Genomic DNA, 26613 nt, shown 5'->3' on the forward strand with positions numbered 1-26613 from the left:
GAGTGTGAATTATAGCTTGTTGTAAATTATGATTTTTAAGTTAAAGAAGGAGGTAAGACAAATAGGCGACAGGTTAAGCTCATCTGCATGCGGATAATAGAGCGTCAGAAGAGCACAACAGGCTCTTCTGTGCGAACTGGCGGTTATGCGGAGAACAAATCGTTAATTTTTACAATCACATCGTCCAGTAATTCGAAACGGCGGCGGTATTCAGCCCGTTTTTTACTGGCAATCGCTTCCAGTGGTTTACGCGCAAATTGCACCGGTAAACGCCAGCGCCATGCACTCTCTTTTTCGCCTTCAATTGAAGCCCAAAACTCATCATAGCTGGCGTGGAAATGGCGGCCTTTGCTCAGTCGATAACGCAATGCACGGAAGACATGTCCGTTATCACTGACACCATAAATTGCCGAAACGCCGGTAAGCAGGGAAATTTGGCTAATGACTTCAAGCAACATCTTTTTCGGGAAAATACCGTGGCAGGCACGGGTTGCGACTTTAATCACTTCATGGCTGACGCTTCGGCGCGGACCTTGCAAGCCACCAATAACCAGCGTGCGATGACCTTCTTCACCTACCACACTAAAAGTCACGCTTGCCAGCAAAGTCTGCTCACCATCGTACATCCACAGGGTGGCTTCACCCTCGCGCTCAGCTTTGCTGGCGCAAGACGCATAGACGCTAAAACGCGCTTCATCTTTGCCGGAAAACTCAATTATCTGCACCGGTACGGGCGAACTCAGCGCTTCAGCCAGTTTCGGCGATACTTTTTCATCAAGCCAGGCGTAGTGGCTGATGATGGCATCCGCACGTTGCGAAGCGTTTAACCCGAGCGTTAAGTATTGGCGATGAGATTTGCTCGGTAGCGTTATTTGCGCGTCAAGTAAGCGGCTAAAATCCGGGCGCTGCGAAAGCGCCGTAAGCATCCGCTTTGTAGACGACCAGAACAGCAGCGAGCGTAACAAAAACTTAATGCGGTAATTACGTTTTTTCCAGATGGGGCCTGGCACAAGACGTCCGCTTACCAGGTCGGAAATAATATGCGCATTATGATTTGAGTTAAGTTCTGTTTGCAGGCTGGTATTTGACACGGAGAAAGACCTCTAAAAATTCAGCGCTTAGTTTAGAGGCCAGGGGAATACAAATTAACCTTGCTTCCGGCTTTATTTCCGTTCGGTTTAAGTTCTATTTAGAAATAGAGACAAAACCGATTCTATTCGCTGCGGGCAGGATTTTCCTATACTGGTGATACAGGGGGAATGAATATGTATCAACGTATTGAAGGCATTCACTGGCGGCATATATGGATTGTCGGCGATCTTCATGGTTGCCACCGGCGCTTAATGCAAGCTTTACGGGACCGTCACTTTGACCCCTATCAGGATTTACTTATCTGCGTTGGGGATTTAATCGATCGCGGCCCGCAGAGCCTGCAATGCCTTGAATTACTCAAGAAACCCTGGTTTCGAACCGTGCGGGGTAACCATGAACAGATGGCTATCGACGCGCTACGTTACGGTGAGATGACTATGTGGCAACTTAATGGCGGCACTTGGTTTAGCGCGCTTGATGAAGCTCAGCAGCAACAAGCGCTGGACGCACTGCGTATTTGCGCTGAATTACCTTACATTATGGAGTTGCGCTGCAAGGGGGAGGTGAATGTGATTGCCCATGCAGACTACCCGGCACAGGAGTATCTGTGGGAGCAGGAGGTGGATAGCGAATCCGTGCTCTGGCGTCGCGACAGGCTTAACCAGCTCTTAGCAGGTAAAGGGAATCGCATCGCGGGGGCCGATCATTTCTGGTTTGGTCATACTCCCCTCAAGCAGCGGTTTGATGGGCAGAATCAGCACTATATCGATACCGGTGCCGTTTTTGGCGGCGAACTGACGCTAGTACAGGTCCAGTGATCAGAAATCACTGAATTCGTTGGCAGGGTGCCAGAACCCATCAATAAACTCTTCAACAGGGAAACAGCCGCCGTGGCGCATCCGCTGATCGTCCATTGCGATGAGACACTGTTTTTCCGTGTTATAGATATCAACCACGATGTCATCACATCCACCGTCCAGGTAGCAAACAAATAAAACCAGAGCGAACATTCCATCCTCGGCGCTGTACAACGTAACGATAAGTGTAGGGGATGAATGAGGGCAGGGGAAATCAGGCAGGTAAATAACCCGTCTTGCGGACGGGTTCCCTTTGGGTCAGGCAAGACGCATAACCCAGGTATCAGATTTCTGATCGTAATGTTCGCGATAAAGCACCGAGTGTTCGCCATTCAGGATCGCGGGAATGCTGGTATCCGCGTCCCAGGCATCAAGCTGCATACATAAATCCGGGTCTGAACTGCAGGGAATACGTAACGTTCGCTCGCCCTGATTATCTCCCTGCAACTCGGCATCATCGATTTCAAATGCGCCAATACGCACGCTGGTTTTCGTCATAATGCTCTCCGTTGATCGTCAAAAAATGTGGTATGACCAGTAAGGCCATCCACATTTCAGCCTGGTACAACACTGAGCAAGTCGCCAGTCAAAAAATGCGTTTTTTTAGCGTACCGTCATGCATTACCAGCGAACAAACGGCCATCACGTACCAGTTCACGGGGATAACTGTTTTTCAGGCGGGAACCGATTTTTTTGGCAAGCCCCAGTGGCTGGCCCTGGAAAGTGACAATGACTTCATCACGTTGGGGAGGATTTTGTGGGTAAATATCGCGCCCACGATACCACTCCTCCGCTTCAGCGAGCGTCAGCGCAAATGCCAGCGGGTTATCATGGCCGGAGAGGGCAATTACGGCTTCATGTTGCCAGCGATACCCTTTGTTATACGTCTCAGCAAGACGAATGCCGATACGTGAAAAACGGACTTTACCAATCAGTGGCTCGATCTGGGCCGGAAACAGCCAAATCTCTTTATCCCGTTGCCATAGATGCAACTCGTCATTCCATTGAAGGCCAACGTGCGCGGCAGCCGTTGCCACAAGAGCGGCTTCTTTGGGTTTTAACGGGGTAAAGGGGAAATTACCGACCTTGTAAGTCGGCGCGGGCATCGACTCAATCGCGGCGGTTTTGCGCAGGCGGGCGACAAAAAAACCTTCACAGTCGTAAATCTGTGGAAACACATGCAGAAAACCTTCTGCGGTCAGCGCCTGGCTTGCTTGTGGGAACAGTTCACCGAGCGGCAAAAATTGCACGGCGTGCGGGTATTGCGCCTGCAGCCAGTGGCAAATCGCTTCGTTTTCGTCACGATTGAGAGTGCAAGTGGAGTAGACCAATGTTCCGCCGGGTTTTAAGGCGTGGAATGCACTGTCGATGAGCTCGCGCTGGGTGGCGGCGATCTCAAGGTTACTGGCAACAGACCAGTTTTTTAGCGCGTCAGCATCTTTACGTACCACGCCTTCGCCGGAGCAGGGAGCATCAAGCAAAACAGCATCGAACATTTCTGGCAATGCCGGACCGAATACGCGCCCGTCAAAATGGGTCAGCGCCACGTTGCTGATGCCATTGCGGCTGATATTGGCATGTAATACTTTTACCCGGCTGGCGGAAAACTCATTGGCGAGGATCGCGCCATCGTTGCCCATGCGGGCTGCAATCTGCGTTGTTTTAGAACCGGGGGCCGCGGCGACATCCATCACCCGCTGCGGTATTTCGCCGTCGGCAAACAGCGCCGCGACGGGCAACATTGAGCTGGCTTCCTGAATATAAAACATGCCGCTCAGGTGCTCTGCGGTGCTGCCCAGTGGCAATGCATCTTCATCATCTCGCTCAATCCAGAAACCTTCTGCACACCACGGCACCGGCGTTAATTGCCAGCCATAAGGCGCGACCAGTTCCAGAAAGTCGTCAACGGAGATTTTCAGCGTATTGACGCGGATACTGCGCCGCAGCGGGCGTTGACAAGCAGCGATAAATTCATCGAACGAGAGATGTTCCGGCATGGCTTGACGCATTTGCGCCAGAAATTCATCCGGAAGATAGACAGCGTTTTGAGCCACGGGGCGTACCACAGGAGTAAAAACAGGCGCGCAGTGTAACATAAAGGCTCCGGCGCAAGCACGCCGGAGCCAGCAGCCTTAACGCGGCAGGGCGGTGCCCCACTGGCGCCACTCTTTGGGTTCGCTTTCGAGCAGCAGGAAGTGTTTACCCGGTTGCGCTTTCGGTGCCAATGGTGTTTCCGGCGGTGTCGCGAAGGCGATGCCACCACGAATAAACTGGTTGAAAGTCCCTGTTTTCACTACGCCACCGACCAGACCAAAGTCCAGCGAGTAACCGGAAGCGAGCCAGAACACCGAATTATTCCGTACCAAGTGCTGATAGCGTTTACTGATCCGCATGCCAATCATCACACGATCGGAGAGCGTTCCCAGCATCATGCCCGTAACGGTGCCAACTTCGATGCCACGGAACAACACCGGAGTGCCGATGTTGATCGAACCGGCTTCCGGCGCTTCGACAACAATATTCAGGCCATCGAGGTAGCGCGAATCCGTAATGGTGGCTTCTGAAATCTCAAAGTCGCGTCGCGCATCCCCACGACCAGGCTCCACATTAATATAGGGTTGCAACAAGGTATCGAGATGTTCGACACCCGCAGCAGAGATTTGTGGCGTGATCACTGAGAAGCGTGAGCCTGCGCGGGCGAAGGTCTGGACATATTCCGGATACAACACCGCACTAGCCTGGACTTCGTTCTTATCGGTAATCAGTTGCAGATCCTGAATCTGCCCGATATCAATGCCCAGATAACGGATAGGCATGCCCGCCGCCAGTTTTCCGGCGTCAAATGCATGCAACGTAATCTGTCCCCCGACCGCGCGAGCCGCAGTTTCCGAAGCGTAAAGCACCCGTTTATCGCCTTTGCGCACACGCCCACTGGCGCCACTAAGGTTATCGAAACTGATTGCGCCTTTTATTGCGCGAGCGAGCGGGGAGGCCTGCACAGTCAGCCCGCTACCGTTCAACTGCACTTTCGCGCCACCTTCCGCCCAGAAAACGCTATTGCTGGTCAGTAAGTTGCGATATTCCGGTTTGATATGCAGTTCGATATCAAAAGCATTAGCGCGCGGACGCACGGTAATCACTTCGCCGACTTCAAACTTGCGGTACAGCACTACAGAACCGGCCTGCACGTCTGGCAGCGTGTCTGCCGTCAGCGTCAGCGTGGTGGTTGGCAGGTCGCTCAGGCTGTTTTCGAGGGCCTTATCGAGGTTAGCGAATAGAGGGTAGCTGTTTTTCATCTCGCCTTTGGCACCAGGCAGAATACGGATACCACCGCTGAGCCACTCGTTAGCGCTGGCGGCGAGGAACTCAACGCCATCCAGCCCCACTTTGACGTCTACACGGCTATTGACGACGAACTTGCTGTCACCGTGCACTAAATCGCGATACTGGGGATCGATAGCGATGGCAAAAGTTACGCCCTGGTTAGTCAACTTGCGCTCCAGTACCTGGCCGACTTGCACACCGTGGAGCACCAGCGGTTGCCCGGCGTCGATACCATAACTTTCCGGCGCGGTGAGTGTCAGTGTCACAACGCCAGGCTCCTGCAGCAGGTTTTTGTCCGCAGGCAGCACAACAAACTGACTACGCGGTTGACCTTCACCCGGCACCAGTTCCAGTGTGCTGCCGGTCAGCAGAGAACTGAGATTGGTATTGCTCAGGGAGATTTTTGGATTGTGCATTTCGATACGCGTGTTATCGCGCAACAGGTTGACCACACTCGGATCGACCGTTAACTCGCCGCTGACTGCACCACCAGGGTTGAGATTAATTTTAGTCAGCTGACCAACTTCCAGCCCCTGATACATCAGCGGTGTTGAACCCGCTTTTAATCCCTGCCCGCCAGGCAAATCGAGTTTGACCAGCACACCGCGCTGGCTGTGCGCCAGATCTTCATATAGGCCATATTCGTCGTCCTGTACCGCGGGTTGCGAAGCTTCGGGTGAGTCAAAGGCTATTGCGCCGTTGACCAGTGCCGCCAGGCTTTCAAGCTGGACTTTTGCACCGCTCAAACCGACATCGGCTTTCACACCGGAAACGTTCCAGAAACGGCTGCCTTTTTTCACCAGGCTGGTAAAACGGCGCTCAATCAGCACATCGATAGTCACGCCCTGTTTATTGGCATTAATCGAGTAGTCGTAAACACGACCGACCGGTATTTTGCGGAAATAGACCAGCGAACCGCTGTTCAGCGCACCTAAGTCCGGAGCATGAAGGTGGATCATCAATTCGCCGTTGTTCAGGCGATATTTCGGTTGCGTATCCAGTGCGGTGAAGTGCTCTTGCGGATCGCCTTTACCTGGCATCATGCCAATATAGTTACCGCCTACCAGCGCATCCAGGCCGGAAACGCCCGCCAGCGACGCTTTCGGCGTAACCAGCCAGAACTGGGTTTCACTGCGCAATGCATCTTTCATATTGGATTTGATGCTGGCGCGGACTTCGATTTTTTTCAGATCTTCGCTCAGGCGGATGTCTTGCACGGTGCCGACTTCAACGCCCTGATAGCGAACAGGGGTACGCCCTGCAACAATGCCGTCAGCGGACATAAAATCAATCGTGATGGTATTGCCACGATCTTCGTAGCTGCTCCAGATAAGCCAGCCCGCAATAAGCAAGGCGATGACCGGGAGCAACCAGAAAGGCGATATGCGCCGTTTAGTTTTAATGCGCGCTTCAGTCGGCGAAGCGGGGGTTTCCTGACTCATGTGCATCCCAAAGTAAGCGGCTGTCCAGCCATTCCACAGCAAGAATAGTCAAAATTACCGCTGCACCGAAATAAAACGCAGCGGGTCCCATAGTAAAAGCGAGGAGTTGGTCGCGGTTAATCAGTGACATCATTAGTGAAATGACAAACAGATCGAGCATCGACCAACGCCCAATCCAGGTCACAAAGCGCAAAAGTAAAATACGAGTGCGTAACCCCTGTTCAAATTTGAAATGGATGCTAAGTAGCAGTGTAAACAGCACGATCACTTTGGTAAATGGCACCAAAATACTGGCGATAAATACCACACCTGCTACAGCAATATTGCTGTGCGCCAGCGAAATAATCCCCGACAAAATCGTATCTTCTTGTCGCGTGCCGTTGACGTAAATAATGGAGATCGGCAACAGGTTCGCCGGGAACAGAAAGATTAACGATGCGATAAGTGACGCCCAACATTTCTGCAAACTCTGTTTACGGCGATGCGTTAACGGAATGTGGCAGCGTGGGCAGCGGCCGCGAACATCAGGAAAACCGGTAAAATGGCAACCCAAACAGACCTGTAATTTGGCATCGGGACGTTTCGCCGGGCGTTGCGGATAAAAGCGCTCCCAGAGCTGTTCAACGTTTAAATGGATGAGCGTCATTACGCTTAAAATCACGAGCGCGCCAAATGCAAACAACCCGATGCCGGGTTGTAGGTAGGCGTAGTCCTGCACTTTGATAGAGGCGACGCCAACGCCAACCAGATAGATATCCAGCATCACCCACTCTTTCAGTTTTTCCAGCATTAACAACACGGGGCGCAGGTTCATGCCGAGGATGTTGCCAAGCCATAAATAGGCAATCGATGTAACCAGTATCAGTGGCGCACCAACGGTGCAAAACAGCACCATCGCGCCCGTAATGGGCGAGCCTTGCGCGGTCATTTGCCAGATGCCCTGCAATAAATTGGCGTCAATACGTACGCCGAGCAGATAGAGATGCAGTAGTGGTTCGCCCCAGGCAAATGGCATCAGGAGAATTATGGTCACTGCCATCGCACCGAGGCGCGTTAAGGACCAGTCCCGTCCGTCACGGACTTTGGCATCACAACTGGGGCAAAATGCGCTTTGGTGCGATTTCATAACCGGTAACGCAAAAAGCGTATCGCACTGGGGACAGCGCTGGTAATGTGCGCGTGGCAGCGCTTCGCCCACGCGATGAACGGCGATTTTTTTCCCCGGCGTAATTTGTTGTATCTTTAGTGCCATTGCGTGTATCAGAAAATGTTTAGATGAATCTATCTTAACTCATGAATGGAACATCTTGAGCATCAACGCATTTAATGCTTATTTTAATAGGCTAAGCAGTTCTTCGAAGTAAGACACCAAAATGGTTGGATAATGAGCAAAACAGAATTTTACGCGGACCTAAACCGCGATTTTCAAGCGTTAATGGCAGGTGAAACGAGTTTTCTAGCGACGCTCGCAAATACCAGCGCGCTGCTGTTTGAACGTCTTGATGGGGTGAATTGGGCCGGTTTTTATCTTCTGGAAGCTGGTACGCTAGTATTAGGACCGTTTCAGGGCAAAATTGCCTGTGTGCGCATTCCGGTTGGCCGTGGAGTTTGCGGCGCAGCGGTCGCGCAAAAGCGCGTACAGCGTGTGGAAGATGTGCACCAGTTCGATGGTCATATTGCCTGCGATGCAGCAAGTAATTCTGAAATCGTACTGCCGGTAACGGTAAATAATCAGATTATTGGCGTGCTGGATATCGACAGTGTCGTCTTTTCTCGTTTCACCGCCGAGGATGAACAGGGGCTGCGCGAACTGGTTTCGCATCTTGAAAACGTTCTTGCGGCGACCGATTATCAAAAAATCTTTGCCCCCGTCGCAGGATAATCAACGGATAACGTAGCATTTACCGATAGCGTCATTATAATGACGCCTGTTCATGCCTGCGCTTGTTGGCAACGTCCGTTGTAATCAGGAAATTTCATGGAAAATCAACCTAAGTTGAATAGCAGTAAAGAAGTTATCGCTTTTTTGGCCGAACGTTTCCCTCACTGTTTCAGTGCTGAAGGCGAAGCACGCCCTCTGAAAATCGGTATTTTTCAGGATTTAGTTGAGCGTGTTGAGGGTGAGATGAATCTCAGCAAAACCCAACTTCGTTCCGCTTTACGTCTTTATACTTCAAGCTGGCGTTACCTGTACGGTATCAAAGCTGGCGCGGCGCGTGTGGATCTCGATGGCAACGCTTGTGGCGTGCTGGATGAGCAACACGTAGAACATGCCCGCAAACAGCTTGAAGAAGCCAAAGCGCGTGTTCAGGCACAACGTGCTGAACAGCAAGCTAAAAAACGAGAAGCCGCTGCTGCTGCAGGTCAAGAAGAGGCGCCGCGCCGTGAGCGTAAAGCCCGCCCGGCTCCGCGTCGTAAAGAGGGTGCTGAACGCAAACCTCGTACTGACAAACCTGTCGCGAAAACCCAGGGTGCACCTCAGCAGGAAGAGCGCCATACACCAGTTTCAGATTTATCTGTACTGAGCGTTGGTCAAAACCTGAAGGTGAAAGCGGGGAACAATGCGATGGACGCCACGGTGTTGGAAATCACCAAAGATGGCGTTCGCGTACAGCTTAGCTCGGGTATGTCGATGATTGTACGCGCAGAACATTTAATGTTCTGAAACGGAGGCCTGGCCTGGCATGAACACTTTGTTTAAGCGCACAGCATTGGCTGGTCTGTTATTCGTAACAGGCCATGCTTTGGCTGTGGAAGATATTACCCGTGCCGATCAAATTCCGGTATTAAAGGAAGAGACCCAGCACGCGACGGTGAGCGAACGCGTAACTTCGCGTTTTACCCGCTCTCACTACCGTCAGTTTGATTTAGATGCCGCTTTTTCGGCGAAAATTTTCAATCGCTATCTCAATCTGCTCGACTACAGCCACAATGTGCTGCTGGCGAGCGATGTCGAACAGTTTTCCCAGAAAAAAAGCCTGATTGGCGACGAGTTGCGCACCGGTAAACTGGACGTATTTTACGACCTGTACAACCTTGCGCAGAAGCGTCGTTTTGAGCGCTACCAGTACGCACTGAAAGTGCTTGAGCGCCCGATGGATTTTTCCGGTAACGACACCTTTAATCTTGACCGTAGCAAAGCGCCATGGCCGAAGGATGAAGCGGAACTGAACGCACTGTGGGACAGCAAAGTTAAGTATGATGAACTTAGCCTGAAGCTGACCGGGAAAGATGAGAAAGAGATCCGCGAAACGCTGACGCGTCGCTATAAATTTGCGATTCGCCGTTTGGCGCAAACCAATAGCGAAGATGTTTTCTCGTTAGCCATGACCTCGTTCGCGCGGGAAATTGACCCGCACACCAACTACCTTTCTCCGCGTAATACCGAACAATTTAATACCGAGATGAGTCTGTCTCTGGAAGGGATTGGTGCAGTGTTGCAGGGGGATGATGACTATACCGTGATCAATTCCATGGTGGCAGGTGGTCCGGCGGCGAAAAGCAAAGCTATCAGCGTTGGCGATCGTATCGTGGGCGTGGGGCAAACCGGCCAGAATATGGTTGATGTTATCGGCTGGCGTCTTGACGATGTGGTTGCACTGATTAAAGGACCAAAAGGCAGTAAAGTGCGCCTTGAAATCCTGCCGGCGGGTAAGGGCACCAAAACGCGTATTGTTACACTGACGCGTGAACGGATTCGCCTGGAAGACCGCGCGGTGAAAATGTCAGTAAAAAGCGTCGGCAAAGAAAAAGTTGGCGTTCTGGACATCCCTGGCTTCTATGTTGGTCTGACTGACGATGTCAAAGTTCAGTTGCAAAAACTTGAAAAACAAAATGTTAGCAGCGTGGTTATTGACTTGCGCACTAACGGCGGCGGCGCGCTGACGGAAGCTGTATCGCTCTCCGGTCTGTTTATTCCGTCCGGCCCGGTGGTACAGGTGCGTGATAACAACGGTAAAGTGCGTGAAGACAGCGATACCGACGGCGTGGTGTATTATAAAGGCCCACTGGTGGTGCTGGTTGACCGCTTTAGCGCCTCTGCATCAGAAATCTTTGCCGCTGCGATGCAGGACTATGGCCGTGCATTGATTGTTGGTGAACCCACTTTTGGTAAAGGCACTGTCCAGCAGTACCGCTCGCTCAACCGTATTTACGATCAGATGCTTCGTCCTGAATGGCCGGCGCTGGGATCGGTGCAGTACACCATCCAGAAATTCTATCGTGTTAACGGTGGAAGCACGCAGCGTAAAGGCGTAACGCCGGACATTATTATGCCGACGGGGACGCAGGTTACTGAAACCGGTGAGAAATTTGAAGACAACGCACTGCCGTGGGACAGCATCAACGCTGCTACGTTTGTGAAGTCTGGCGATTTAAAACCGTTTGGCGCGGAATTGCTTAAAGATCATGAGGAACGAATCGCCAAAGATCCTGAGTTCCAGTACATCATGAAGGACATTGCGCGTTTCGATGCATTGAAAGATAAACGTAACATCGTTTCTCTTAACCTGTCGCAGCGCGAGAAAGAGAATGCGGAAGATGATGCCATTCGTCTCTCTCGTCTCAATGATCGCTTCAAACGCGAAGGCAAGCCGCTACTGAAAAAACTGGACGATTTGCCAAAGGATTATCAGGAACCCGATCCGTATCTCGATGAAACGGTTCATATTGCCCTGGATCTGGCACATCTCGAAAAAGATCAACCAGCGGAACAACCCGCTCCCGCGAAGTAAAAAAAACAGGCACAAGAGATTGTGCCTGTTTTTTTTAACAACTCTTCTTTGGCGTAAGCAATGTACTACAAAATGTAAAGTTGTGTTTTTCTCGTGACTTACGCTGCTCTGATGCTTGAAAATAACTGCTATGCCCATACGATGTGGGTAATCGCATAGTGCGTTTTGTTAAGTCGAGGTTAAAAGAAAATTATGATGCGAATCGCGCTCTTCCTGTTGACTAACCTGGCCGTCATGTTGGTGTTCGGTCTGGTACTGAGCCTGACGGGCATTCAGTCGAGCAGCGTTCAGGGCTTGTTAATTATGGCGCTGCTGTTTGGTTTTGGCGGCTCGTTCATTTCGCTGTTGATGTCGAAATGGATGGCGCTGAAATCTGTTGGTGGTGAAGTGATTGAACAGCCGCGTAACGATATGGAGCGCTGGCTGATGGACACTGTTGCCCAGCAGTCTCGGCAGGCAGGTATCGCGATGCCGCAGGTGGCCATTTACCATGCACCGGATATCAATGCCTTCGCAACCGGCGCGCGCCGTGATGCTTCGCTGGTTGCTGTCAGCACTGGCCTGCTGCAAAACATGAGCCGCGATGAGGCTGAAGCTGTTATCGCCCATGAGATCAGCCATATTGCGAATGGCGACATGGTCACCATGACGCTGATTCAGGGTATCGTGAACACCTTTGTTATCTTCATTTCACGCATCATTGCGCAGATTGCTTCAGGTTTCCTCAGCGGTAACCGTGATGATGGCGAAGAAACTAACGGCAACCCGCTGATCTACTTCGCTGTTGCAACTGTGCTGGAGCTGGTGTTCGGTATTCTGGCGAGCATTATTACCATGTGGTTCTCGCGTTACCGTGAATTCCATGCCGATGCCGGATCTGCAAAATTGGTTGGTCGTGAGAAGATGATTGCTGCGCTCCAGCGTTTGAAAACCAGCTATGAACCGCAGGAAGCAAGCAGCATGATGGCTTTCTGTATCAATGGTAAGTCAAAATCGCTGAGTGAACTGTTCATGACCCACCCGCCGTTGGACAAACGTATTGAAGCATTGCGTTCTGGCGAATATCTGAAATAACAGGTCATCTGGAATAAAAAACGCGTCTAAGGACGCGTTTTTTATTGCCAACTTAAAATCACGTTCTGTGGACGTGATAAGCAACAGATTTTAGTTTTGCCATACTGCCTCTGGATTCAAAGCTGACAGAACGGGCAGGGCGTGAATCCCTTCGACGACGTTATCAATATCTTTCTATACAAGGGATTTTTTACTCACTGGCGCGCGGCTGTGTAATACGTAGACTGCTGATTCCGGCGGCGATCGTGGCGAGTGTTCCTGCCAGTAGCAATGAGGTATGCGTCCCATGGGTTTCAAAAAGATTAAACATCAACGCTACCAGTGCGGCACCGGAGCTTTGTCCCAGTAGACGCGCTGTACCCAGCATGCCACTGGCACCGCCGCTGCGCTGGCGGGGTGCGGCAGTGATAATAGTGTGGTTGTTGGGCGACTGAAACAGGCCGAAACCCGCACCGCATAACGCCATTCGCCAGATGATATCAATATCTGCCGGTGCCGACGGAAGCAACGCTAGTGCAAATAAGCCGCCTGCCATCATGACCATTCCTAATCCTCCGAGAAGCCCGGCATGAACGCGTTCAATCAGATATCCTGCCAGCGGAGCCATTACCATAGTAGCCAGCGGCCAGGGCGTTAACAGCAACCCCGTCTCCACTTCACTGCGCCCAAGTACCGTCTGTAAAAAGAAAGGCAATGAGACAAGTGCCAGCATCTGTGCGCAAAATGAACAGACAGAAGTGCCAATCGACAGAGAAAAAAGCGGGATCCGCAGCAAATCTACAGGTAATAAAGGTACGGGTAATTTCAACTGCCTGCGAACAAAAAGCGAGCCAATGAGCAACAATGCGGCCAATTCCACCAAGACTAACATCGTGGATTGCCCCTGAGCGAAGCTGCTAAGGGCCGTGATTAACAGACCGAATGTCAGTGCATTCATTACCGCGCTGGGCAGGTCGAATTTAGGTTTTGCACTGCGTGTCGCATTGGGCGGCAAAAATTTTATTGCCAACAGCAAGGCGAGAATACCCAGAGGCACATTGATCAGGAATAACCATTGCCAGGAGGCAACAGAAAGAATGGCCGCTGCAATGGTCGGTCCTGCAGCAGATGATACAGCGACAACGAAGGAGTTGATGCCCATACCGCGCCCCAGGCTTCGCTGGGGATAAATCAGCCGAATGAGCGCAGTATTAACGCTCATCAGCGCTGCACCGCCAAAGCCCTGCGCGACACGCGCCAAAGTTAAGGTCAATAACGAGTCGGAAAGCGCGCAAAGTAACGAGGTAAGCGTAAAGAGCATCAGGCCACATTGATAAACTCGGCGATAACCAAACATATCGCCAAGGAATGAAAGGGTCAGTAATGAAACGACGATCGCAATTTGATAGGCATTAACAATCCAGATTGAACTGGCAGCGGAAGCATTGAGATCCCTCGCAATGGTCGGTAGAGCAACGTTAGCAATTGCGCCGTCCAGCACGGCCATGGCGATGCCAACAATAATGGTCAGAATTGCGCCGTAACGCTGTGGAATGGGCAAGCCATCAAGGGAGGATTTATCCATGGAAATTTCAGGGCTAGTGTCACAAAGTTATTTGTATAATGATTCTATCATTGGCATTCCGGTTTTATGTCGCAGATTTGTAACGAAGTTGACAAACGCGCATTGCGGTGACCGGATGACGAATTTATAATAAAAACCGATTCTGAATTTTATAAAACACAGGCGATGAGGTGATTAATGGCAATCGCAGATTTGGACAAGCAGCCAGATTCTGTCTCTTCTGTATTGAAGGTATTTGGCATTCTGCAGGCGCTCGGAGAAGAGCGTGAAATCGGCATCACCGAGCTTTCGCAGCGTGTCATGATGTCGAAAAGCACCGTTTATCGCTTTTTGCAAACCATGAAATCGTTAGGTTATGTCGCACAGGAAGGGGAGTCAGAAAAATATTCCCTGACGCTGAAGCTTTTTGAGCTTGGGGCGCGCGCATTGCAAAACGTTGATTTGATCCGCAGCGCGGATATCCAAATGCGTGAGCTTTCTCGTCTGACGAAAGAGACCATCCACCTGGGTGCGCTGGATGAAGATAGCATTGTCTACATCCATAAAATTGATTCAATGTACAATCTGCGCATGTATTCGCGCATTGGTCGCCGTAACCCGTTGTACAGCACTGCGATTGGTAAAGTCCTGCTGGCATGGCGCGATCGTGACGAAGTGCAGCAGATTCTTGAAGGTGTTGAGTATAAGCGCAGCACTGAGCGCACTATCACAAGTACCGAAGATCTGTTGCCGATGCTGGATATTGTGCGTCAGCAAGGTTATGGCGAAGACAACGAAGAGCAGGAAGAAGGCTTACGCTGTATTGGCGTGCCGGTTTTTGACCGTTTCGGTGTTGTGATTGCTGGTTTAAGTATTTCTTTCCCAACATTGCGCTTTTCAGAAGAACGCCTGCATGAGTATGTTGAAATGTTGCACAATGCCGCGCGTAAAATTTCCGAACAGATGGGTTATAACGACTATCCGTTCTGAATGAAGACAAAAAAACCGCCTGAAAAAAAGGCGGCTTTTTTGTGCAAAAGATTAGCCGTTATCGATAACGGTATCGCTTTTACGCAACAGCGGGCAATTTGCCAGACCAAAAAAACCATTACTGGAATGCACATATTGTGCGGTACTGGTGCCTCGCGCAGTAGCATATTTACATTGCAAGCCCAGCCCAGCCGCGTTTTCCGTACTGTTGATCAGCACCCCGTAACCGCTCAGCAAGAGCCCAATCCACAGCAGCGCCAGAACGATAACGCTTCGTATGAGTGTACGCATATTTGCTCCTTGCATATCGGTAGACTGTATCACAAGGCTACGGTATTTACCTGGTGAAACAAGTCCAGCATTCCTAAAAATACCGAAAGGAGATACAGTTAGTCGCGGTTTAAGGAAGCCATGTTAACCTGGTTACACCTTGCAACGTATCGGAGAGTGGAGTGAGAAAATATAGATGGCTGATTCTGGCTGCCGTATTGGTAGTCTGCCTGCTACTCTGGACTCAAATGCTTAACGTAATGTGTGATCAAGATGTACAATTCTTCAGCGGCATCTGCGTCATCAATAAATTCATCCCCTGGTAATGGCATTTTTTCAGTGAGAGATTTCCTTCCTTGACGTCAGTGGTAGAATGCCGCGTCTATATAGAGGTGGTGAAATGAACGAAGTATTAAATTCAGGCGCGATCAACCTTGCGTCCATAGTCCTTTCTTTGGTGGTTCTTCTTGTCGGTCTGGTTTTGTGGTTCTTTATCAATCGCGCCAGTTCACGCACGAATGAACAAATCGAGTTACTTGAAGCTCTGCTGGATCAGCAAAAACGACAAAATGCTTTGCTGCGCCGGTTGTGCGAGTCAAATGAACCTGAAAAAGACGAAGCAGTTGAGCCAGTAAAAGCGCAAGAAAAAGGTGATGATGACTTCATACGCCTGGTTGCTGAGCGTTAGCCTGCCTGGGAGTGCGAGATGGCGTGGAAAAACCCCTGGTATAATCCTGCAATCTCGCACCACACGCCGGAAGGTTTTAGCAATTCGGCATCTTTTGCCCATCAACCCGGAGATGTTAAGCGCTGGCGAAAAGAGCGCAAAGCCGCCGGGCTTCCCCGACCACCCTCCTGCGGCTACCCAGGATTTATCGAACAGTGGTGGCAAAAAGCCGATATTGCTGGTGAGGACGATGGCCTCTGGTGGTTAGGACATGCCAGCATGCTATTGCGTCTGCAGGGCCAATATCTCCTCACAGATCCCGTCTTTTCTCGTCGTGCTTCGCCTGTAAGCTTTGCTGGTCCACAACGTCGGACACCGATAGCGCTAGCGATTGCCGACATTCCGCAACTGGACGCGATTCTTATTTCTCACAATCACTACGATCACCTGGATACGTGGACGGTGCGTGCGCTGCTGCGTCGCTTTCCGGATGTGCACTTCTTTGTGCCATTGGGGGTTGGCGGTTGGCTTCGTCGACGCGGTGCGCAACATGTTACTGAGTTAGACTGGTGGCAAAGTTTTATATTTCAGGGAATGACCTACACCGCGGTGCCTGCACAACATTGGAGCATGCGCACATTATGGGATCGCAATCGCTCATTGTGGTGCGGCTGGGTCATTGAATCATCAGCGCAGCGTTTTTGGTTTGCTGGTGATACAGGTTACACGCCAGAATTGCTCACCATTCCTCAACGGTTAGGTCAACTGGATACTATCGCGTTGCCAATTGGTGCTTATGCACCGCGCTGGTTTATGGCGATGAATCATATGGACCCACAAAGTGCTATTGCGCTTTGGCAACAGTTGGGGGCGCCGCTTGCAATCCCCATTCATTGGGGAGTATTTGAGCTGGCGGATGAATCGCTTGATGAACCAGTGAAAGAGTTGCAGTGGGCATTAACCGAAACGGCTGCGGAGAATGATAACTTCAGGATCTTAAAAATTGGGCAGTATTTGCCTCTTTGTTAATTCCGCCAGCACTCCAAAAAGATGCGTTGCTTTATTATCACGCTGTTTTATTTTTATCGAAACGATTTCTTTGCCTTTTTATGAGGCAGTGTCATCATAATTTCATTATTTTGGTGCACAACTTTGCTTATTTGCACAAGAAATATCCATAGTGGTTTGAGGTAATAGTTTTTACTGGGTTTATATTTGTTTAAGAATCTTCCTGGCCTAAGAAAAAAGCATAAGTATGCGCAAAAAGTTCTTACGATATACGCTATATGCATAGCGGTATGGGAACTGGCATGGATCGACGGAACTTATTGAGCTATAGTAAGAAATTCGCTTCTGTGAGCACAAATATTGATGTTCAGAGCGTCTGTTATAGCGTTCAATGTTATGCATAAACGTGCGCAACAAGTCTTGATAACCATAGAATTTGTGCGACGGATCCAGACATGTTTAAAAATGGCTTGCCATAATTTACGTATTATGTGATAACACGTTTTGGGTCAATCGAGGTACAGCTCTGTTTATGTGTGGCATTTTCAGTAAAGAAGTCCTGAGTAAAACGTTTCGTTGAATACAGCTTCTCTGCCGAACCTTATATTAGTGCCTCAAGCAGTAATGTCTCAGTTTTCTCAGTCAATGCCTGCGGGCGAAGTATATACATTAAGGAATTTTGCAAATGGCAAAGATTAAAGGTCAAGTTAAGTGGTTCAACGAGTCTAAAGGTTTTGGTTTCATTACTCCGGCTGATGGCAGCAAAGATGTATTCGTACACTTCTCTGCAATCCAGGGTAACGGCTTCAAAACTCTGGCCGAAGGCCAGAACGTTGAGTTTGAAATTCAGGACGGCCAGAAAGGCCCAGCTGCAGTTAACGTAACTGCTATCTGATTTCGACACCCCTGAGCTTGAAGCGCATTTAGCGCGTCAATGTCAGACATAAAGCCTCGCCTTAGTGCGGGGCTTTTTAATTTCCACGACATAACAAATGGCGGTACACTTTTGCCCTTTAAGAACGCCCCGGAGTTTTTATGGCTTTCAGTTGTCCGCTTTGCCACGCACCTTTACATCGTCGAGATAGATCCTTCTTTTGCGCGCAGCGGCACCAGTTTGATATTGCGAAAGAGGGTTATGTCAATCTTTTGCCCGTTCAGCATAAACGCTCGAAGGATCCTGGCGACAGTGCGGAGATGATGCAAGCGCGGCGCGCTTTTCTGGATGCAGGGTATTACCAGCCATTGCGTGATGCGATTGGTGACATTTTGCATGCGCGGCTACCGCCGGTGGCCGATGCTGTGCTGGATATTGGCTGTGGGGAAGGGTATTACACCCAGGCATTTGCCGCGATTGCACAGCAACATGGTGCGCAAATGCTAGGACTGGATGTTTCAAAAGCGGCGATTCGTGCGGCGGCGAAGCGCTATTCGGCGATCATGTTTTGTGTTGCATCCAGCCACCGCTTGCCTTTTGACGACAGCAGCATTGACGGGTTGGTACGTATTTATGCGCCCTGTAAAGCGCAAGAGTTGTCGCGCGTAATGAAGCCAGAAGGTATTGTCATTACCGCATCACCAGGACCACGCCATCTGATGGAATTAAAGGGGCTCATCTATGACGAGGTGCATTTACATGCGGAAAATAGCGGCGATATCTTAGGATTCAGAGTGCTGGAACAGCAATCACTCTCCTATGATATGACATTGACGGGCCAGCAAGCGGTTACGCTATTGCAAATGACGCCTTTTGCCTGGCGGGCAAAACCGGAGGTGTGGGAAAAGTTAGCGGCAATGGAACAATTCCACTGCCAGACCGATTTTACGATCCACTGCTTACAGCGGGAAAGTTAAGCGGCAAAGTGGCTCCACAGGATCTGCGCGCCAATGCCAATCAGCACGATACCACCGAGAATCTCGGCTCGCTTTCCAAGAAGCGGGCCAATAAAACGGCCAATCATCATTCCTGTTGTCGACATAATTAGCGTTGCACAACCAATCGCCAGCGCAGTTGCGAGAATATTGACTTGCAAGAAAGCGAGGCCAACACCAACAGCCATAGCGTCGAGACTGGTAGCAATTGCGGTGGTTACCAGCAACCAGAAACCATGGCGGTGCGGCGTTTCCGCTTCACTGTCGTCTTCGCCGCGTATTCCCTCAAGCACCATTCTGCCACCGAGAAACACCAGTAGCACAAACGCTATCCAGTGATTCCATTCCAGTACAAATTTCGTTGCCAGCAGGCCCAGCCCCCAGCCGATCAGCGGCGTCAGGGTTTCAATCACGCCAAAGATAAGACCGGTGCGCAATGCTTCAGAAAACTTCGGTTTATGTAATGTGGCACCCTTACCAATAGAAGCTGCGAAAGCATCCATCGACATGCCAAAAGCGAGGAGAAGAGTAGCAGATAAATTCATGTGAGCGTCCTGACCGGGAGTTCCATATAACACATCTCTGCCCCCCGTAAACAGCAGTTGATGTGCCAATGGTCTCGCCTGACTGATGACTTCAGTCCGTACGTGCCACGTTTTGCAACGAGTATGTTGACACGTACATTTCCAGTAGTGGAAATCGGCTACTCCCCAACGACGGACGCACCTTAACATATTTTGAGAATATAAAACAACAGCAGCAATATATAATGTTGTTTACTTTTCGATAACGATTAGCATTTAGATTTATCGGTAAAAATTACGTTAATAAATATAAGTGCTTCCCCCAGTAATATAGCAATGGCTATAAGTCTGCTGATTATTAACGCGGAGTAATTTTCGCGGAAATAGAGCTTAACTCACTGAGTTTTAAGTAAAATGGTAGAGATTTTTTCCAGGTCGTCGATATTTCGTACGCGAATAAGCAAACGTCGTTGTTCTAATTGCATCACTAACACACCATCTTCCGATAAATTCATCTCTTTTATACGGCTATATTCAATCCATGCATTAGCAAAGAAAAAACCGCGCATTTTAAAAATGATTTTGGGGGCGCGGATCCAGAAGAGATAAATGCCCAACAAAGTCAGCGCAAATAATAACCACAGGGTTAATGATGAACCGCCATTAGCTGTGTTGTTATAGATAAGGATCACAAGCAGACCGACAAAAATAGCCCCATCGGTACGGCTTCTGCGTAATAGGGGAACCGCAAGGAGCGTAGCACCATTGCGGCGTGGCATGATGAATTCATCATAGATAGCGAAAGCCAGCAGGGCAGCGATAAACAGTACCAATACGATATCCGCAATCGTCATTGTTTCTCCTTACATAAAAAAACCGGGGGCAAGCCCCCGGTTATTACATCACAAATTAAAGACCCAGAAGACCAATGGCGTAACCCACAATCCCGATAACGAAGAAGCCAACGATAATCCACAGCGGGTTAACTTTCTTACGCAGCAGCCACATGCAGGCGAAAGTCAGCAGTAGTGGTACCAGGCCCGGCATTAACTGATCGAGAATGGTTTGCACTGTCGTGACGTTGGTTTTACCGGTCTGATCGGTAATTTCGGATACGACAAGTGGAATGTTCACATGCGTCCACTTGTTAACCAGTGCCCCCATCACAAACAGGCCGAGAATTGACGCCCCCTCGGTCAGTTTTTGCAGGAAGCCACCGCCCATATCTTTAACAATGTCGATACCTTTACGGTAGCCGTACGCCACGCCGTAGTAACGTGTCGCCAGACGGACAATATTGAACAAGACGAAGAACAGCAATGGTCCGAGCAAGCTGCCGCTCATGGCGATCCCAGCACCGAGCGCTGCAAAGACCGGGCGCACCGTACCCCAGAAAATTGGGTCGCCAACCCCTGCCAGCGGCCCCATCAGACCAACTTTGATGCCGTTAATCGCACCATCGTCGATCTCTGCGCCGTTTGCACGCTGCTCTTCCATCGCAAGCGTAACGCCCAGTACCGGCGCTGCGACGTATGGATGGGTGTTAAAGAACTCCAGATGACGTTTAATGGCCTGACGGCGCGCTTCGTTATTTTCCGGGTACAGGCGTTTAATCGCCGGCACCATTGAGAAGCAGAAGCCCAATGCCTGCATACGTTCGAAGTTCCATGACCCCTGGAACAGGTTAGAACGCAGGAACACGCCACGAATGTCACTCTGGGTGAGTTTTTTCTCAGTCGGAGTTTTTGTCATATCAACCATGTCGTTCACCTGTTAATCCAGTTCGTTATCAAGATCGTTGGAACCAGCCGGAGCAGCGCCGCCTGCTGAACGGTTATATTTCGGGCTGAGCTGAATGTAGAGAATCGCCATGACTGCACCGATAACACCCAGCGAGACGAGGTTGAAATTGGTGAATGCCGCTGTCACGAAGCCGAGATAGAAGAACGGCATCAGGTAGCCTGCGCGCATCATATTGATGACCATCGCATAACCTACCACCACGATCATACCACCGGCGATATTCAGACCACTGGTCACCACTTCCGGAATGGCGCTAAGCATGCTCTGTACTTCACTGGTTCCGACAGAGATAGCGACAATTACCGCCGGGATAGCGATACGCATAGCTTGCAGGAACAGGGAAGAGACGTGGATCCAGGAAAGTGCCGTCAGGTTGCCGGTTTCGGCTGCCTTATCTGCGGCATGCTGGAAGCCGACGGTAATGGTACGAACGATAATGGTCAGAACCTGGCCTGCCGCCGCCAGAGGAATGGCCAGCGCGATACCGGCACCGATGCTCTGATGACCGCCAATGACCAGAATGGTCGAGATAATCGACGCCAGCGCCGCATCGGGTGCGACCGCCGCACCGATGTTCATCCAACCCAAGGCAATCATTTCCAGCGTACCGCCGATAATGATACCGGTTTTCATATCACCCAGAACGATGCCCACCAGCGTACATGCCACCAACGGACGGTGGAACTGGAATTCATCGAGTATCGACTCCATACCGGCAATACACGCGACGACGAACACCAGCACAATCTGAAGAGTGGTAATCTCCATTGTACTTCTCCTATAGCTAAATCAGACGTAAGTGTGAAAACTGAATCAATCAGGCCGCCGCGGTTATTTCGCCACTTTGCTGATTAAATCCATCATTTTCAGTTTCGGATCGTTTGAAACTTTGCGGACTTCCAGCTCAATATTGCGTTCGTTCAACTGCTTGAATGCGACAATATCTTTCTCATCCACCGAAACCGCGTTATTCACCTGGGTTTTACCCTGACGATAAGCCATACCGCCAATGTTGACGGAGGTGATTTTTACCCCCTCTTCAACGACGCGCAGTACATCCGTCGGGTTGGTGAACAACAGCATCACGCGCTCACCCGCATATTTAGGGTTGTTATACACACGCACCATTTTGGCGACATCAACGACATGTGCCGTCACGCCTGGAGGCGCAACCTGAGTCAGCAGGGTTTTACGGACATTATCTGCTGCCACTTCGTCGCTCACCACGATAATACGCGTAACGTTAGTCTCTTTTGTCCAGCGGGTAGCAACCTGGCCATGGATCAGACGGTCATCGATACGGGCAAGGCCGATCACCATATAATCATTAGGTCCCATGGGTTTGGCAGGTGCTGCCGCTTTCGGTGCCACAGGTGCAGATGTGGGTTTTGCTACCGGTTGCGCTTTCAGCGCTTTCACGCCTTCACGTCCGGTTTCTACCGCCAGCGCCACCAGTTCGTCAAACGTCGGGTTGTCATCCCGGGCCATCAGTGTTTCCACCAGCATCGGAATATTGACGCCAGCAATGACTTCATAATGCTCTTTATCGACGACAATGCGACTGGCAGCATTGAACGGGCTGCCGCCCCATGTATCAACGAGAAACAGCACACCTTTGCCGGTATCCAGCTTCTCCAGCTGTGCGTTGTACTTTTCGATCAACGTTTCCGCATTTTCACCGGGAACAAAATCAATCCAGCCGACATTCTCCTGCTCGCCCAGCAGCATCTCGGCGGTTTTGATCAATTGTTCCGCAGCCCAACCATGTGTGCCTATAACAATAGCAATGGTCACTTGCTACCTCCTTCTTCTTGTCGTTAACACACCAGTAATTGATGTATTGTGAATCTGTCCCGGTAACGGTAAACCGAATCGATTCAGATAAGGGTTAAAGAGAACACCTATGACTTTCGGGATTTATTTTAGATAGTGAAAAAATAATTTATGTGATGAAGATCCGTAATTTAGGTTTCCTCTTCGTGAAATTTCGAAGCGCAAAATATCCACACAAATTGCAAATTCCGGTAAATCTTTGCAAATGCCAAACTCACTCTGATATGTTTATCCTCCGTTTAATTAGTCAGGAGTATAGGGCAGCAGCCCACCGTATGGATCGTCACCGACGTCAGTTCACTTTTTGGCCTTCTCGTGCCTCGCAGCCCGGCGTTTTCCGCCATTTTCCAACGACGTTTAATGTCATATTTGTGCGTTTCCGCACACTGAATAACGCATCTCTTGTCAGGAGCCTGTCATGGAATTCTTAATGGATCCCTCGATTTGGGCGGGATTATTGACGCTGGTTGTTCTGGAAATTGTTCTCGGTATCGACAACCTGGTGTTTATTGCCATCCTTGCCGACAAACTGCCGCCGAAACAGCGTGATAAAGCGCGTCTCATTGGTCTGTCGCTCGCGTTGGTGATGCGACTGGGGCTGTTGTCGCTGATCTCATGGATGGTAACGCTGACAAAACCGCTTTTTTCCGTCTGGGATTTTACCTTCTCCGGGCGTGATCTGATTATGCTGTTCGGTGGTGTGTTCCTGTTATTCAAGGCGACGACGGAGCTGCATGAACGGCTGGAAAACCGTGAGCATGTCAGTGGCGACGGCAAAGGCTACGCCAGTTTCTGGGTGGTCGTCGTGCAGATCGTTATTCTTGACGCGGTCTTCTCACTCGATGCGGTAATCACCGCAGTAGGTATGGTCAATCATCTGCCGGTGATGATGGCGGCCGTCGTTATTGCGATGGCAGTGATGTTGCTGGCGTCAAAACCGCTGACGCGTTTTGTGAACCAACATCCCACAGTGGTCGTGCTCTGCCTGAGCTTCCTGCTGATGATCGGTTTGAGCCTGGTGGCTGAAGGTTTTGGCTTTCATATTCCGAAAGGCTATCTGTACGCGGCGATTGGTTTCTCCATCATCATTGAGTTCTTTAACCAGATTGCGCGCCGGAACTTTATTCGCCATCAGTCACATCTGCCGCTGCGTGCCCGTACGGCTGATGCCATCCTGCGTTTGATGGGCGGACGCCGCCAGTCGAACCCGCAAATTGAAGCGGATAGCCAGGCCTCTGTACCGGTGCCGGAAGGGGCGTTTGCGGAAGAAGAGCGTTATATGATTAACGGCGTATTATCGCTGGCCTCACGCTCGCTTCGCAGCATTATGACGCCGCGCGGTGACATTAGTTGGGTGGATGCCAACCTCGGGGTTGAACAGATCCGCCAACAATTGTTGTCTTCACCGCACAGTCTGTTCCCTGTTTGCCGTGGTGAGCTGGATGAAGTCATTGGCATTGTGCGCGCGAAAGAGATACTGGTCTCGCTGGAAGCGGGCGTGGATGTTGCGGCTATCGCTTCGGCAACCCCGGCGATTGTTGTGCCGGAAACCCTGGATCCGATCAAGCTGCTGGCCGTATTGCGCCGGGCACGCGGTAGTTTTGTTATCGTCACCAATGAGTTTGGTGTCGTGCAAGGTCTTGTGACCCCGCTGGACGTACTGGAAGCCATCGCCGGTGAATTCCCGGATGCGGATGAAACGCCTGAAATCATTGGCGACGGTGACGGCTGGCTGGTCAAAGGCACCACAGACTTACATGCGTTGCAGCACACGCTGGGTCTGGACAACCTCGTCGATGAAGACGAAGACATTGCCACCGTGGCCGGTCTGGTGATTGCCGCGCGAGGGCAAATCCCGCCAGTGGGCGAAACCTTCGAAATGGCACCGTTGCATATCACCGTGATTGAAGCCAACGATTACCGTGTTGATCTGGTACGTATTGTTAAAGAGCAACCTGCTCACGACGAAGAAGAGTAATCTTTACCCCGGCATTAACGGCGCGACATGGCCGTTATGCTGTTCCGGCGGCGGGGAAACATTCCCCGCCAGCCAGGCCGGAAAATCCGTCACCGGCATCGGTGCTGCAAAAAGAAACCCCTGCAACATGTGTACACCTTGTTGACGTAAATACAGCGCTTGCTGCGTTGTCTCCACGCCTTCCGCTACCAGCTCGATATTCAACCGTTGGCCGAGCGCGATAATCATATCGGTCACCGTCGAGTTCACCGCATCCGTACCGATAGCCGCGGTATAAGATTTGTCGATTTTCAGGATGTCCGGTTGCAATTTCTCCAGCCACGAAAGCGAACTGTTGCCGGTACCAAAATCATCAATGGCTATCTTCGCGCCATGGCGATGAAGTTCACGCAACATCCGTGATTCAACATCCAGCAAGGCATCGCGCTCCGTGAGTTCAATGGTTAATTGCTGGGCGGGATTTTTGTTAAACCAGAGCTGGACGAGATCTTTTAGCAATTCGCCGTGGCGTAAATGGCTTGGTGCGGCGTTGATGCCGATATGAAAGTGAGGATCATCAGGAAAGAGCGCCAGTTGACGCTGGGTTTCTATCAACACATAACGCGTCAGCGGGGCAATCAGATGCTGCTCTTCGGCGAGCGGAATAAATATTTCTGGTGAGATCCATCCCTGGCGCGGGTTATGCCAGCGCAACAAAATTTCGACACCTGCGCACTGCATGTCATGTGCGTTAAGTAATGGCTGGCAAAATAGCTCAAATTCGCGCCCGGCAAGCCCAAGGTTGATCTCTCTGGAAAAACTCATGCGGTTGGCGGTGGCAAACCAGGCAATAAAACCGGTCAATAAACTCATCATCAGCGCCAGGGGTAACTGTGAAGGCAAATGCCACAGCGCTAGTCTCGTGGAGCCCGGACCGGTAACGCTAATGGTAAAAGGAAAATGGGCAGAAGCACGCTGGTAGCGTTTTTCGTTTTCCAGCGGCGGTAAGTCATCCAACACACCTTTGCCTTCAACCAGATGTTTACCACCAACGCTGAGGTTGACGCTGGTAATCAATGGCTCTTGCGGCTCAAGCATTAAATTACTGAGTAACTCAATATTTACCGCTTCCATCACGCCGCTTTGCCCGTCTTCACTGGTGGGATACCACATGATCAAGATCGGGCGATCTTTTAACAGTGACTGGTCAGTGGTGAGCACCAGTTTTTGCGAACGAGAAGGCAGCGAGGGCTGAAGCTGGTGAATTGCAACATCACGTTGGCCAAAGATACTTGAGCAATAGAGCGTTCCGTTTTGAATCAGACCGATAGATCGCACGGTTTGCAGACTTGCTGCGAGCTTGCGAAGTTGCAAGTGAATATCGTTACAGGGGATGCCAACCAGAGGCACCAGCACACTGCGACCCGCTTCCAGCGGCAGCATCAAACGCTCAAGCGTTTCAACCGCGTGGTTGGTAAAGGCGTAAATACGCTGATGATTTAAATTACGCTCCGAAATAAAGCGAAACGTCAGGGTTAAAAATAGGGCGACAGCACCAACCAGCACGCAAACAATGGCGCGCCGTCGTCGGTAACTTTTGATGATCCGTTGAGCCGTCTGCATGCCG

Annotated in this window: 27 protein-coding genes, 1 pseudogene and 1 riboswitch; of the genes and pseudogenes, 14 read left to right on the top strand and 14 right to left on the bottom strand. The window is 50.6% G+C overall.

Features of this window, described 5'->3' with window-relative positions; all coding sequences use genetic code 11:
• Positions 1-143 precede the first annotated feature (143 nt).
• On the bottom strand, positions 144-1091 hold the full coding sequence (locus tag ACFX4O_RS10515) for a VirK/YbjX family protein (protein ID WP_380208574.1): 948 nt from the start codon (positions 1089-1091) through the stop codon (positions 144-146).
• Between the two features lie 174 nt (positions 1092-1265).
• Between ACFX4O_RS10515 and pphA the strand changes: the two genes are divergently transcribed.
• Positions 1266-1910 carry a protein-serine/threonine phosphatase gene (gene pphA, locus ACFX4O_RS10520; RefSeq protein WP_380208576.1) on the top strand — a complete coding sequence of 215 codons (645 nt, stop codon included), beginning with the start codon at positions 1266-1268 and terminating at the stop codon, positions 1908-1910.
• On the opposite strand, the gene ACFX4O_RS10525 is transcribed toward pphA, so the two are convergent.
• The 5 genes from ACFX4O_RS10525 to yebS form a co-directional block, all read right to left on the bottom strand.
• Positions 1911-2102, bottom strand: coding sequence for a YebW family protein (locus ACFX4O_RS10525; protein WP_380208578.1), 192 nt, complete (start codon positions 2100-2102; stop codon positions 1911-1913).
• A 105-nt stretch (positions 2103-2207) separates the two neighbouring features.
• Complete coding sequence (locus ACFX4O_RS10530) at positions 2208-2447, bottom strand: YebV family protein (protein WP_017456958.1); 240 nt, start codon at positions 2445-2447, stop codon at positions 2208-2210.
• 116 nt (positions 2448-2563) lie between these two features.
• Entirely contained in the window at positions 2564-4003 is a 1440-nt protein-coding gene (gene rsmF, locus ACFX4O_RS10535) for a 16S rRNA (cytosine(1407)-C(5))-methyltransferase RsmF (RefSeq protein WP_380208580.1), read from the bottom strand.
• Positions 4004-4081: 78 nt separating this feature from the next.
• Positions 4082-6715 (bottom strand): MlaD family protein, encoded by a 2634-nt coding sequence (locus ACFX4O_RS10540; RefSeq protein WP_380208582.1) that lies wholly within the window; start codon positions 6713-6715, stop codon positions 4082-4084.
• Positions 6684-7967, bottom strand: coding sequence for a membrane integrity lipid transport subunit YebS (gene yebS / locus ACFX4O_RS10545; protein ID WP_380208584.1), 1284 nt, complete (start codon positions 7965-7967; stop codon positions 6684-6686). The genes ACFX4O_RS10540 and yebS overlap by 32 nt, the downstream gene beginning before the upstream one ends.
• A gap of 132 nt (positions 7968-8099) precedes the next feature.
• Here yebS and ACFX4O_RS10550 point away from each other — a divergent pair, with 132 nt between their 5' ends.
• From ACFX4O_RS10550 to htpX, 4 genes are all read left to right on the top strand, one after another.
• Entirely contained in the window at positions 8100-8597 is a 498-nt protein-coding gene (locus ACFX4O_RS10550) for a GAF domain-containing protein (protein ID WP_380208586.1), read from the top strand.
• Between the two features lie 96 nt (positions 8598-8693).
• Positions 8694-9380: an RNA chaperone ProQ gene (proQ, locus tag ACFX4O_RS10555; protein WP_380208588.1), complete on the top strand. Its 687-nt coding sequence runs from the start codon at positions 8694-8696 to the stop codon at positions 9378-9380.
• 19 nt (positions 9381-9399) lie between these two features.
• A complete protein-coding gene (prc, locus tag ACFX4O_RS10560; protein WP_131409615.1) occupies positions 9400-11448 on the top strand; it encodes a carboxy terminal-processing peptidase in 2049 nt (682 codons plus the stop codon).
• A 192-nt stretch (positions 11449-11640) separates the two neighbouring features.
• Entirely contained in the window at positions 11641-12522 is an 882-nt protein-coding gene (htpX, locus tag ACFX4O_RS10565) for a protease HtpX (protein WP_131409617.1), read from the top strand.
• Positions 12523-12712: 190 nt separating this feature from the next.
• On the opposite strand, the gene ACFX4O_RS10570 is transcribed toward htpX, so the two are convergent.
• On the bottom strand, positions 12713-14086 hold the full coding sequence (locus ACFX4O_RS10570; protein WP_380208591.1) for an MFS transporter: 1374 nt from the start codon (positions 14084-14086) through the stop codon (positions 12713-12715).
• 177 nt (positions 14087-14263) lie between these two features.
• On the opposite strand from ACFX4O_RS10570, the gene kdgR reads away from it, so the two are divergent.
• On the top strand, positions 14264-15055 hold the full coding sequence (gene kdgR / locus ACFX4O_RS10575; RefSeq protein ID WP_131409621.1) for a DNA-binding transcriptional regulator KdgR: 792 nt from the start codon (positions 14264-14266) through the stop codon (positions 15053-15055).
• 51 nt (positions 15056-15106) lie between these two features.
• Here the strand turns inward: kdgR and ACFX4O_RS10580 are convergent, their stop codons facing one another.
• Positions 15107-15346, bottom strand: coding sequence for a YobH family protein (locus ACFX4O_RS10580; protein WP_131409623.1), 240 nt, complete (start codon positions 15344-15346; stop codon positions 15107-15109).
• 161 nt (positions 15347-15507) lie between these two features.
• Here ACFX4O_RS10580 and mgrB point away from each other — a divergent pair, with 161 nt between their 5' ends.
• The 6 genes and pseudogenes from mgrB (at position 15508) to rlmA (ending at position 18851) form a co-directional block, all read left to right on the top strand.
• A complete protein-coding gene (gene mgrB, locus ACFX4O_RS10585) occupies positions 15508-15651 on the top strand; it encodes a PhoP/PhoQ regulator MgrB (RefSeq protein WP_017456969.1) in 144 nt (47 codons plus the stop codon).
• A gap of 74 nt (positions 15652-15725) precedes the next feature.
• Positions 15726-16013, top strand: a complete 288-nt coding sequence (locus tag ACFX4O_RS10590; RefSeq protein WP_131409625.1) for a YebO family protein — start codon at positions 15726-15728, stop codon at positions 16011-16013.
• A gap of 18 nt (positions 16014-16031) precedes the next feature.
• The gene (locus ACFX4O_RS10595; protein WP_380208595.1) at positions 16032-17021 is read left to right on the top strand and encodes an MBL fold metallo-hydrolase; all 990 of its coding nucleotides are present in this window, start codon (positions 16032-16034) and stop codon (positions 17019-17021) included.
• 511 nt (positions 17022-17532) lie between these two features.
• A pseudogene (locus ACFX4O_RS10600) lies at positions 17533-17673 on the top strand (DUF2627 domain-containing protein).
• 12 nt (positions 17674-17685) lie between these two features.
• Positions 17686-17895 carry a transcription antiterminator/RNA stability regulator CspE gene (gene cspE / locus ACFX4O_RS10605; RefSeq protein ID WP_001062678.1) on the top strand — a complete coding sequence of 70 codons (210 nt, stop codon included), beginning with the start codon at positions 17686-17688 and terminating at the stop codon, positions 17893-17895.
• A 140-nt stretch (positions 17896-18035) separates the two neighbouring features.
• Positions 18036-18851: a 23S rRNA (guanine(745)-N(1))-methyltransferase gene (gene rlmA / locus ACFX4O_RS10610; RefSeq protein ID WP_380208597.1), complete on the top strand. Its 816-nt coding sequence runs from the start codon at positions 18036-18038 to the stop codon at positions 18849-18851.
• Here rlmA and mntP read toward each other — a convergent pair.
• From mntP to manX, 5 genes are all read right to left on the bottom strand, one after another.
• A complete protein-coding gene (mntP, locus tag ACFX4O_RS10615; protein WP_131409631.1) occupies positions 18848-19414 on the bottom strand; it encodes a manganese efflux pump MntP in 567 nt (188 codons plus the stop codon). The two genes, rlmA and mntP, sit on opposite strands and share 4 nt — an antisense overlap.
• Before the next feature lie 6 nt (positions 19415-19420).
• Positions 19421-19593, bottom strand: a riboswitch (yybP-ykoY riboswitch).
• Between the two features lie 195 nt (positions 19594-19788).
• Positions 19789-20247, bottom strand: a complete 459-nt coding sequence (locus tag ACFX4O_RS10620; protein ID WP_380208599.1) for a DUF986 family protein — start codon at positions 20245-20247, stop codon at positions 19789-19791.
• A gap of 55 nt (positions 20248-20302) precedes the next feature.
• On the bottom strand, positions 20303-21154 hold the full coding sequence (locus tag ACFX4O_RS10625; protein WP_020454084.1) for a PTS mannose transporter subunit IID: 852 nt from the start codon (positions 21152-21154) through the stop codon (positions 20303-20305).
• A gap of 12 nt (positions 21155-21166) precedes the next feature.
• Entirely contained in the window at positions 21167-21964 is a 798-nt protein-coding gene (locus ACFX4O_RS10630) for a PTS mannose/fructose/sorbose transporter subunit IIC (RefSeq protein WP_131409635.1), read from the bottom strand.
• A 63-nt stretch (positions 21965-22027) separates the two neighbouring features.
• Positions 22028-22990: a PTS mannose transporter subunit IIAB gene (manX, locus tag ACFX4O_RS10635; RefSeq protein ID WP_131409637.1), complete on the bottom strand. Its 963-nt coding sequence runs from the start codon at positions 22988-22990 to the stop codon at positions 22028-22030.
• Positions 22991-23304: 314 nt separating this feature from the next.
• Here manX and ACFX4O_RS10640 point away from each other — a divergent pair, with 314 nt between their 5' ends.
• Positions 23305-23460: a protein YoaL gene (locus ACFX4O_RS10640; protein WP_380208859.1), complete on the top strand. Its 156-nt coding sequence runs from the start codon at positions 23305-23307 to the stop codon at positions 23458-23460.
• Complete coding sequence (gene yoaE, locus ACFX4O_RS10645) at positions 23448-25007, top strand: CNNM family cation transport protein YoaE (RefSeq protein WP_131409639.1); 1560 nt, start codon at positions 23448-23450, stop codon at positions 25005-25007. The genes ACFX4O_RS10640 and yoaE overlap by 13 nt, the downstream gene beginning before the upstream one ends.
• A 3-nt stretch (positions 25008-25010) precedes the next feature.
• Here yoaE and ACFX4O_RS10650 read toward each other — a convergent pair whose 3' ends face one another.
• Positions 25011-26609 (bottom strand): EAL domain-containing protein, encoded by a 1599-nt coding sequence (locus ACFX4O_RS10650; RefSeq protein WP_380208603.1) that lies wholly within the window; start codon positions 26607-26609, stop codon positions 25011-25013.
• Positions 26610-26613 lie beyond the last annotated feature (4 nt).

The sequence above is a fragment of the Kosakonia sp. YIM B13571 genome (assembly GCF_042788095.1).
In the GTDB taxonomy this organism is placed as follows: Bacteria; Pseudomonadota; Gammaproteobacteria; order Enterobacterales; family Enterobacteriaceae; genus Kosakonia; species Kosakonia quasisacchari.

Excerpts from the sequence above, each read along its gene's own strand:
- pphA (WP_380208576.1), top strand. The coding sequence starts at position 1,266 with ATGTATCAACGTATTGAAGGCATTCACTGGCGGCATATATGGATTGTC.
- ACFX4O_RS10525 (WP_380208578.1), bottom strand. The coding sequence starts at position 2,102 with ATGTTCGCTCTGGTTTTATTTGTTTGCTACCTGGACGGTGGATGTGAT.
- ACFX4O_RS10530 (WP_017456958.1), bottom strand. The coding sequence starts at position 2,447 with ATGACGAAAACCAGCGTGCGTATTGGCGCATTTGAAATCGATGATGCC.
- ACFX4O_RS10540 (WP_380208582.1), bottom strand. The coding sequence starts at position 6,715 with ATGAGTCAGGAAACCCCCGCTTCGCCGACTGAAGCGCGCATTAAAACT.
- yebS (WP_380208584.1), bottom strand. The coding sequence starts at position 7,967 with ATGGCACTAAAGATACAACAAATTACGCCGGGGAAAAAAATCGCCGTT.
- ACFX4O_RS10550 (WP_380208586.1), top strand. The coding sequence starts at position 8,100 with ATGAGCAAAACAGAATTTTACGCGGACCTAAACCGCGATTTTCAAGCG.
- proQ (WP_380208588.1), top strand. The coding sequence starts at position 8,694 with ATGGAAAATCAACCTAAGTTGAATAGCAGTAAAGAAGTTATCGCTTTT.
- prc (WP_131409615.1), top strand. The coding sequence starts at position 9,400 with ATGAACACTTTGTTTAAGCGCACAGCATTGGCTGGTCTGTTATTCGTA.
- htpX (WP_131409617.1), top strand. The coding sequence starts at position 11,641 with ATGATGCGAATCGCGCTCTTCCTGTTGACTAACCTGGCCGTCATGTTG.
- ACFX4O_RS10570 (WP_380208591.1), bottom strand. The coding sequence starts at position 14,086 with ATGGATAAATCCTCCCTTGATGGCTTGCCCATTCCACAGCGTTACGGC.
- kdgR (WP_131409621.1), top strand. The coding sequence starts at position 14,264 with ATGGCAATCGCAGATTTGGACAAGCAGCCAGATTCTGTCTCTTCTGTA.
- ACFX4O_RS10580 (WP_131409623.1), bottom strand. The coding sequence starts at position 15,346 with ATGCGTACACTCATACGAAGCGTTATCGTTCTGGCGCTGCTGTGGATT.
- ACFX4O_RS10590 (WP_131409625.1), top strand. The coding sequence starts at position 15,726 with ATGAACGAAGTATTAAATTCAGGCGCGATCAACCTTGCGTCCATAGTC.
- ACFX4O_RS10595 (WP_380208595.1), top strand. The coding sequence starts at position 16,032 with ATGGCGTGGAAAAACCCCTGGTATAATCCTGCAATCTCGCACCACACG.
- cspE (WP_001062678.1), top strand. The coding sequence starts at position 17,686 with ATGGCAAAGATTAAAGGTCAAGTTAAGTGGTTCAACGAGTCTAAAGGT.
- rlmA (WP_380208597.1), top strand. The coding sequence starts at position 18,036 with ATGGCTTTCAGTTGTCCGCTTTGCCACGCACCTTTACATCGTCGAGAT.
- mntP (WP_131409631.1), bottom strand. The coding sequence starts at position 19,414 with ATGAATTTATCTGCTACTCTTCTCCTCGCTTTTGGCATGTCGATGGAT.
- ACFX4O_RS10620 (WP_380208599.1), bottom strand. The coding sequence starts at position 20,247 with ATGACGATTGCGGATATCGTATTGGTACTGTTTATCGCTGCCCTGCTG.
- ACFX4O_RS10625 (WP_020454084.1), bottom strand. The coding sequence starts at position 21,154 with ATGGTTGATATGACAAAAACTCCGACTGAGAAAAAACTCACCCAGAGT.
- ACFX4O_RS10630 (WP_131409635.1), bottom strand. The coding sequence starts at position 21,964 with ATGGAGATTACCACTCTTCAGATTGTGCTGGTGTTCGTCGTCGCGTGT.
- ACFX4O_RS10640 (WP_380208859.1), top strand. The coding sequence starts at position 23,305 with ATGGATCGTCACCGACGTCAGTTCACTTTTTGGCCTTCTCGTGCCTCG.
- yoaE (WP_131409639.1), top strand. The coding sequence starts at position 23,448 with ATGGAATTCTTAATGGATCCCTCGATTTGGGCGGGATTATTGACGCTG.
- ACFX4O_RS10650 (WP_380208603.1), bottom strand. The coding sequence starts at position 26,609 with ATGCAGACGGCTCAACGGATCATCAAAAGTTACCGACGACGGCGCGCC.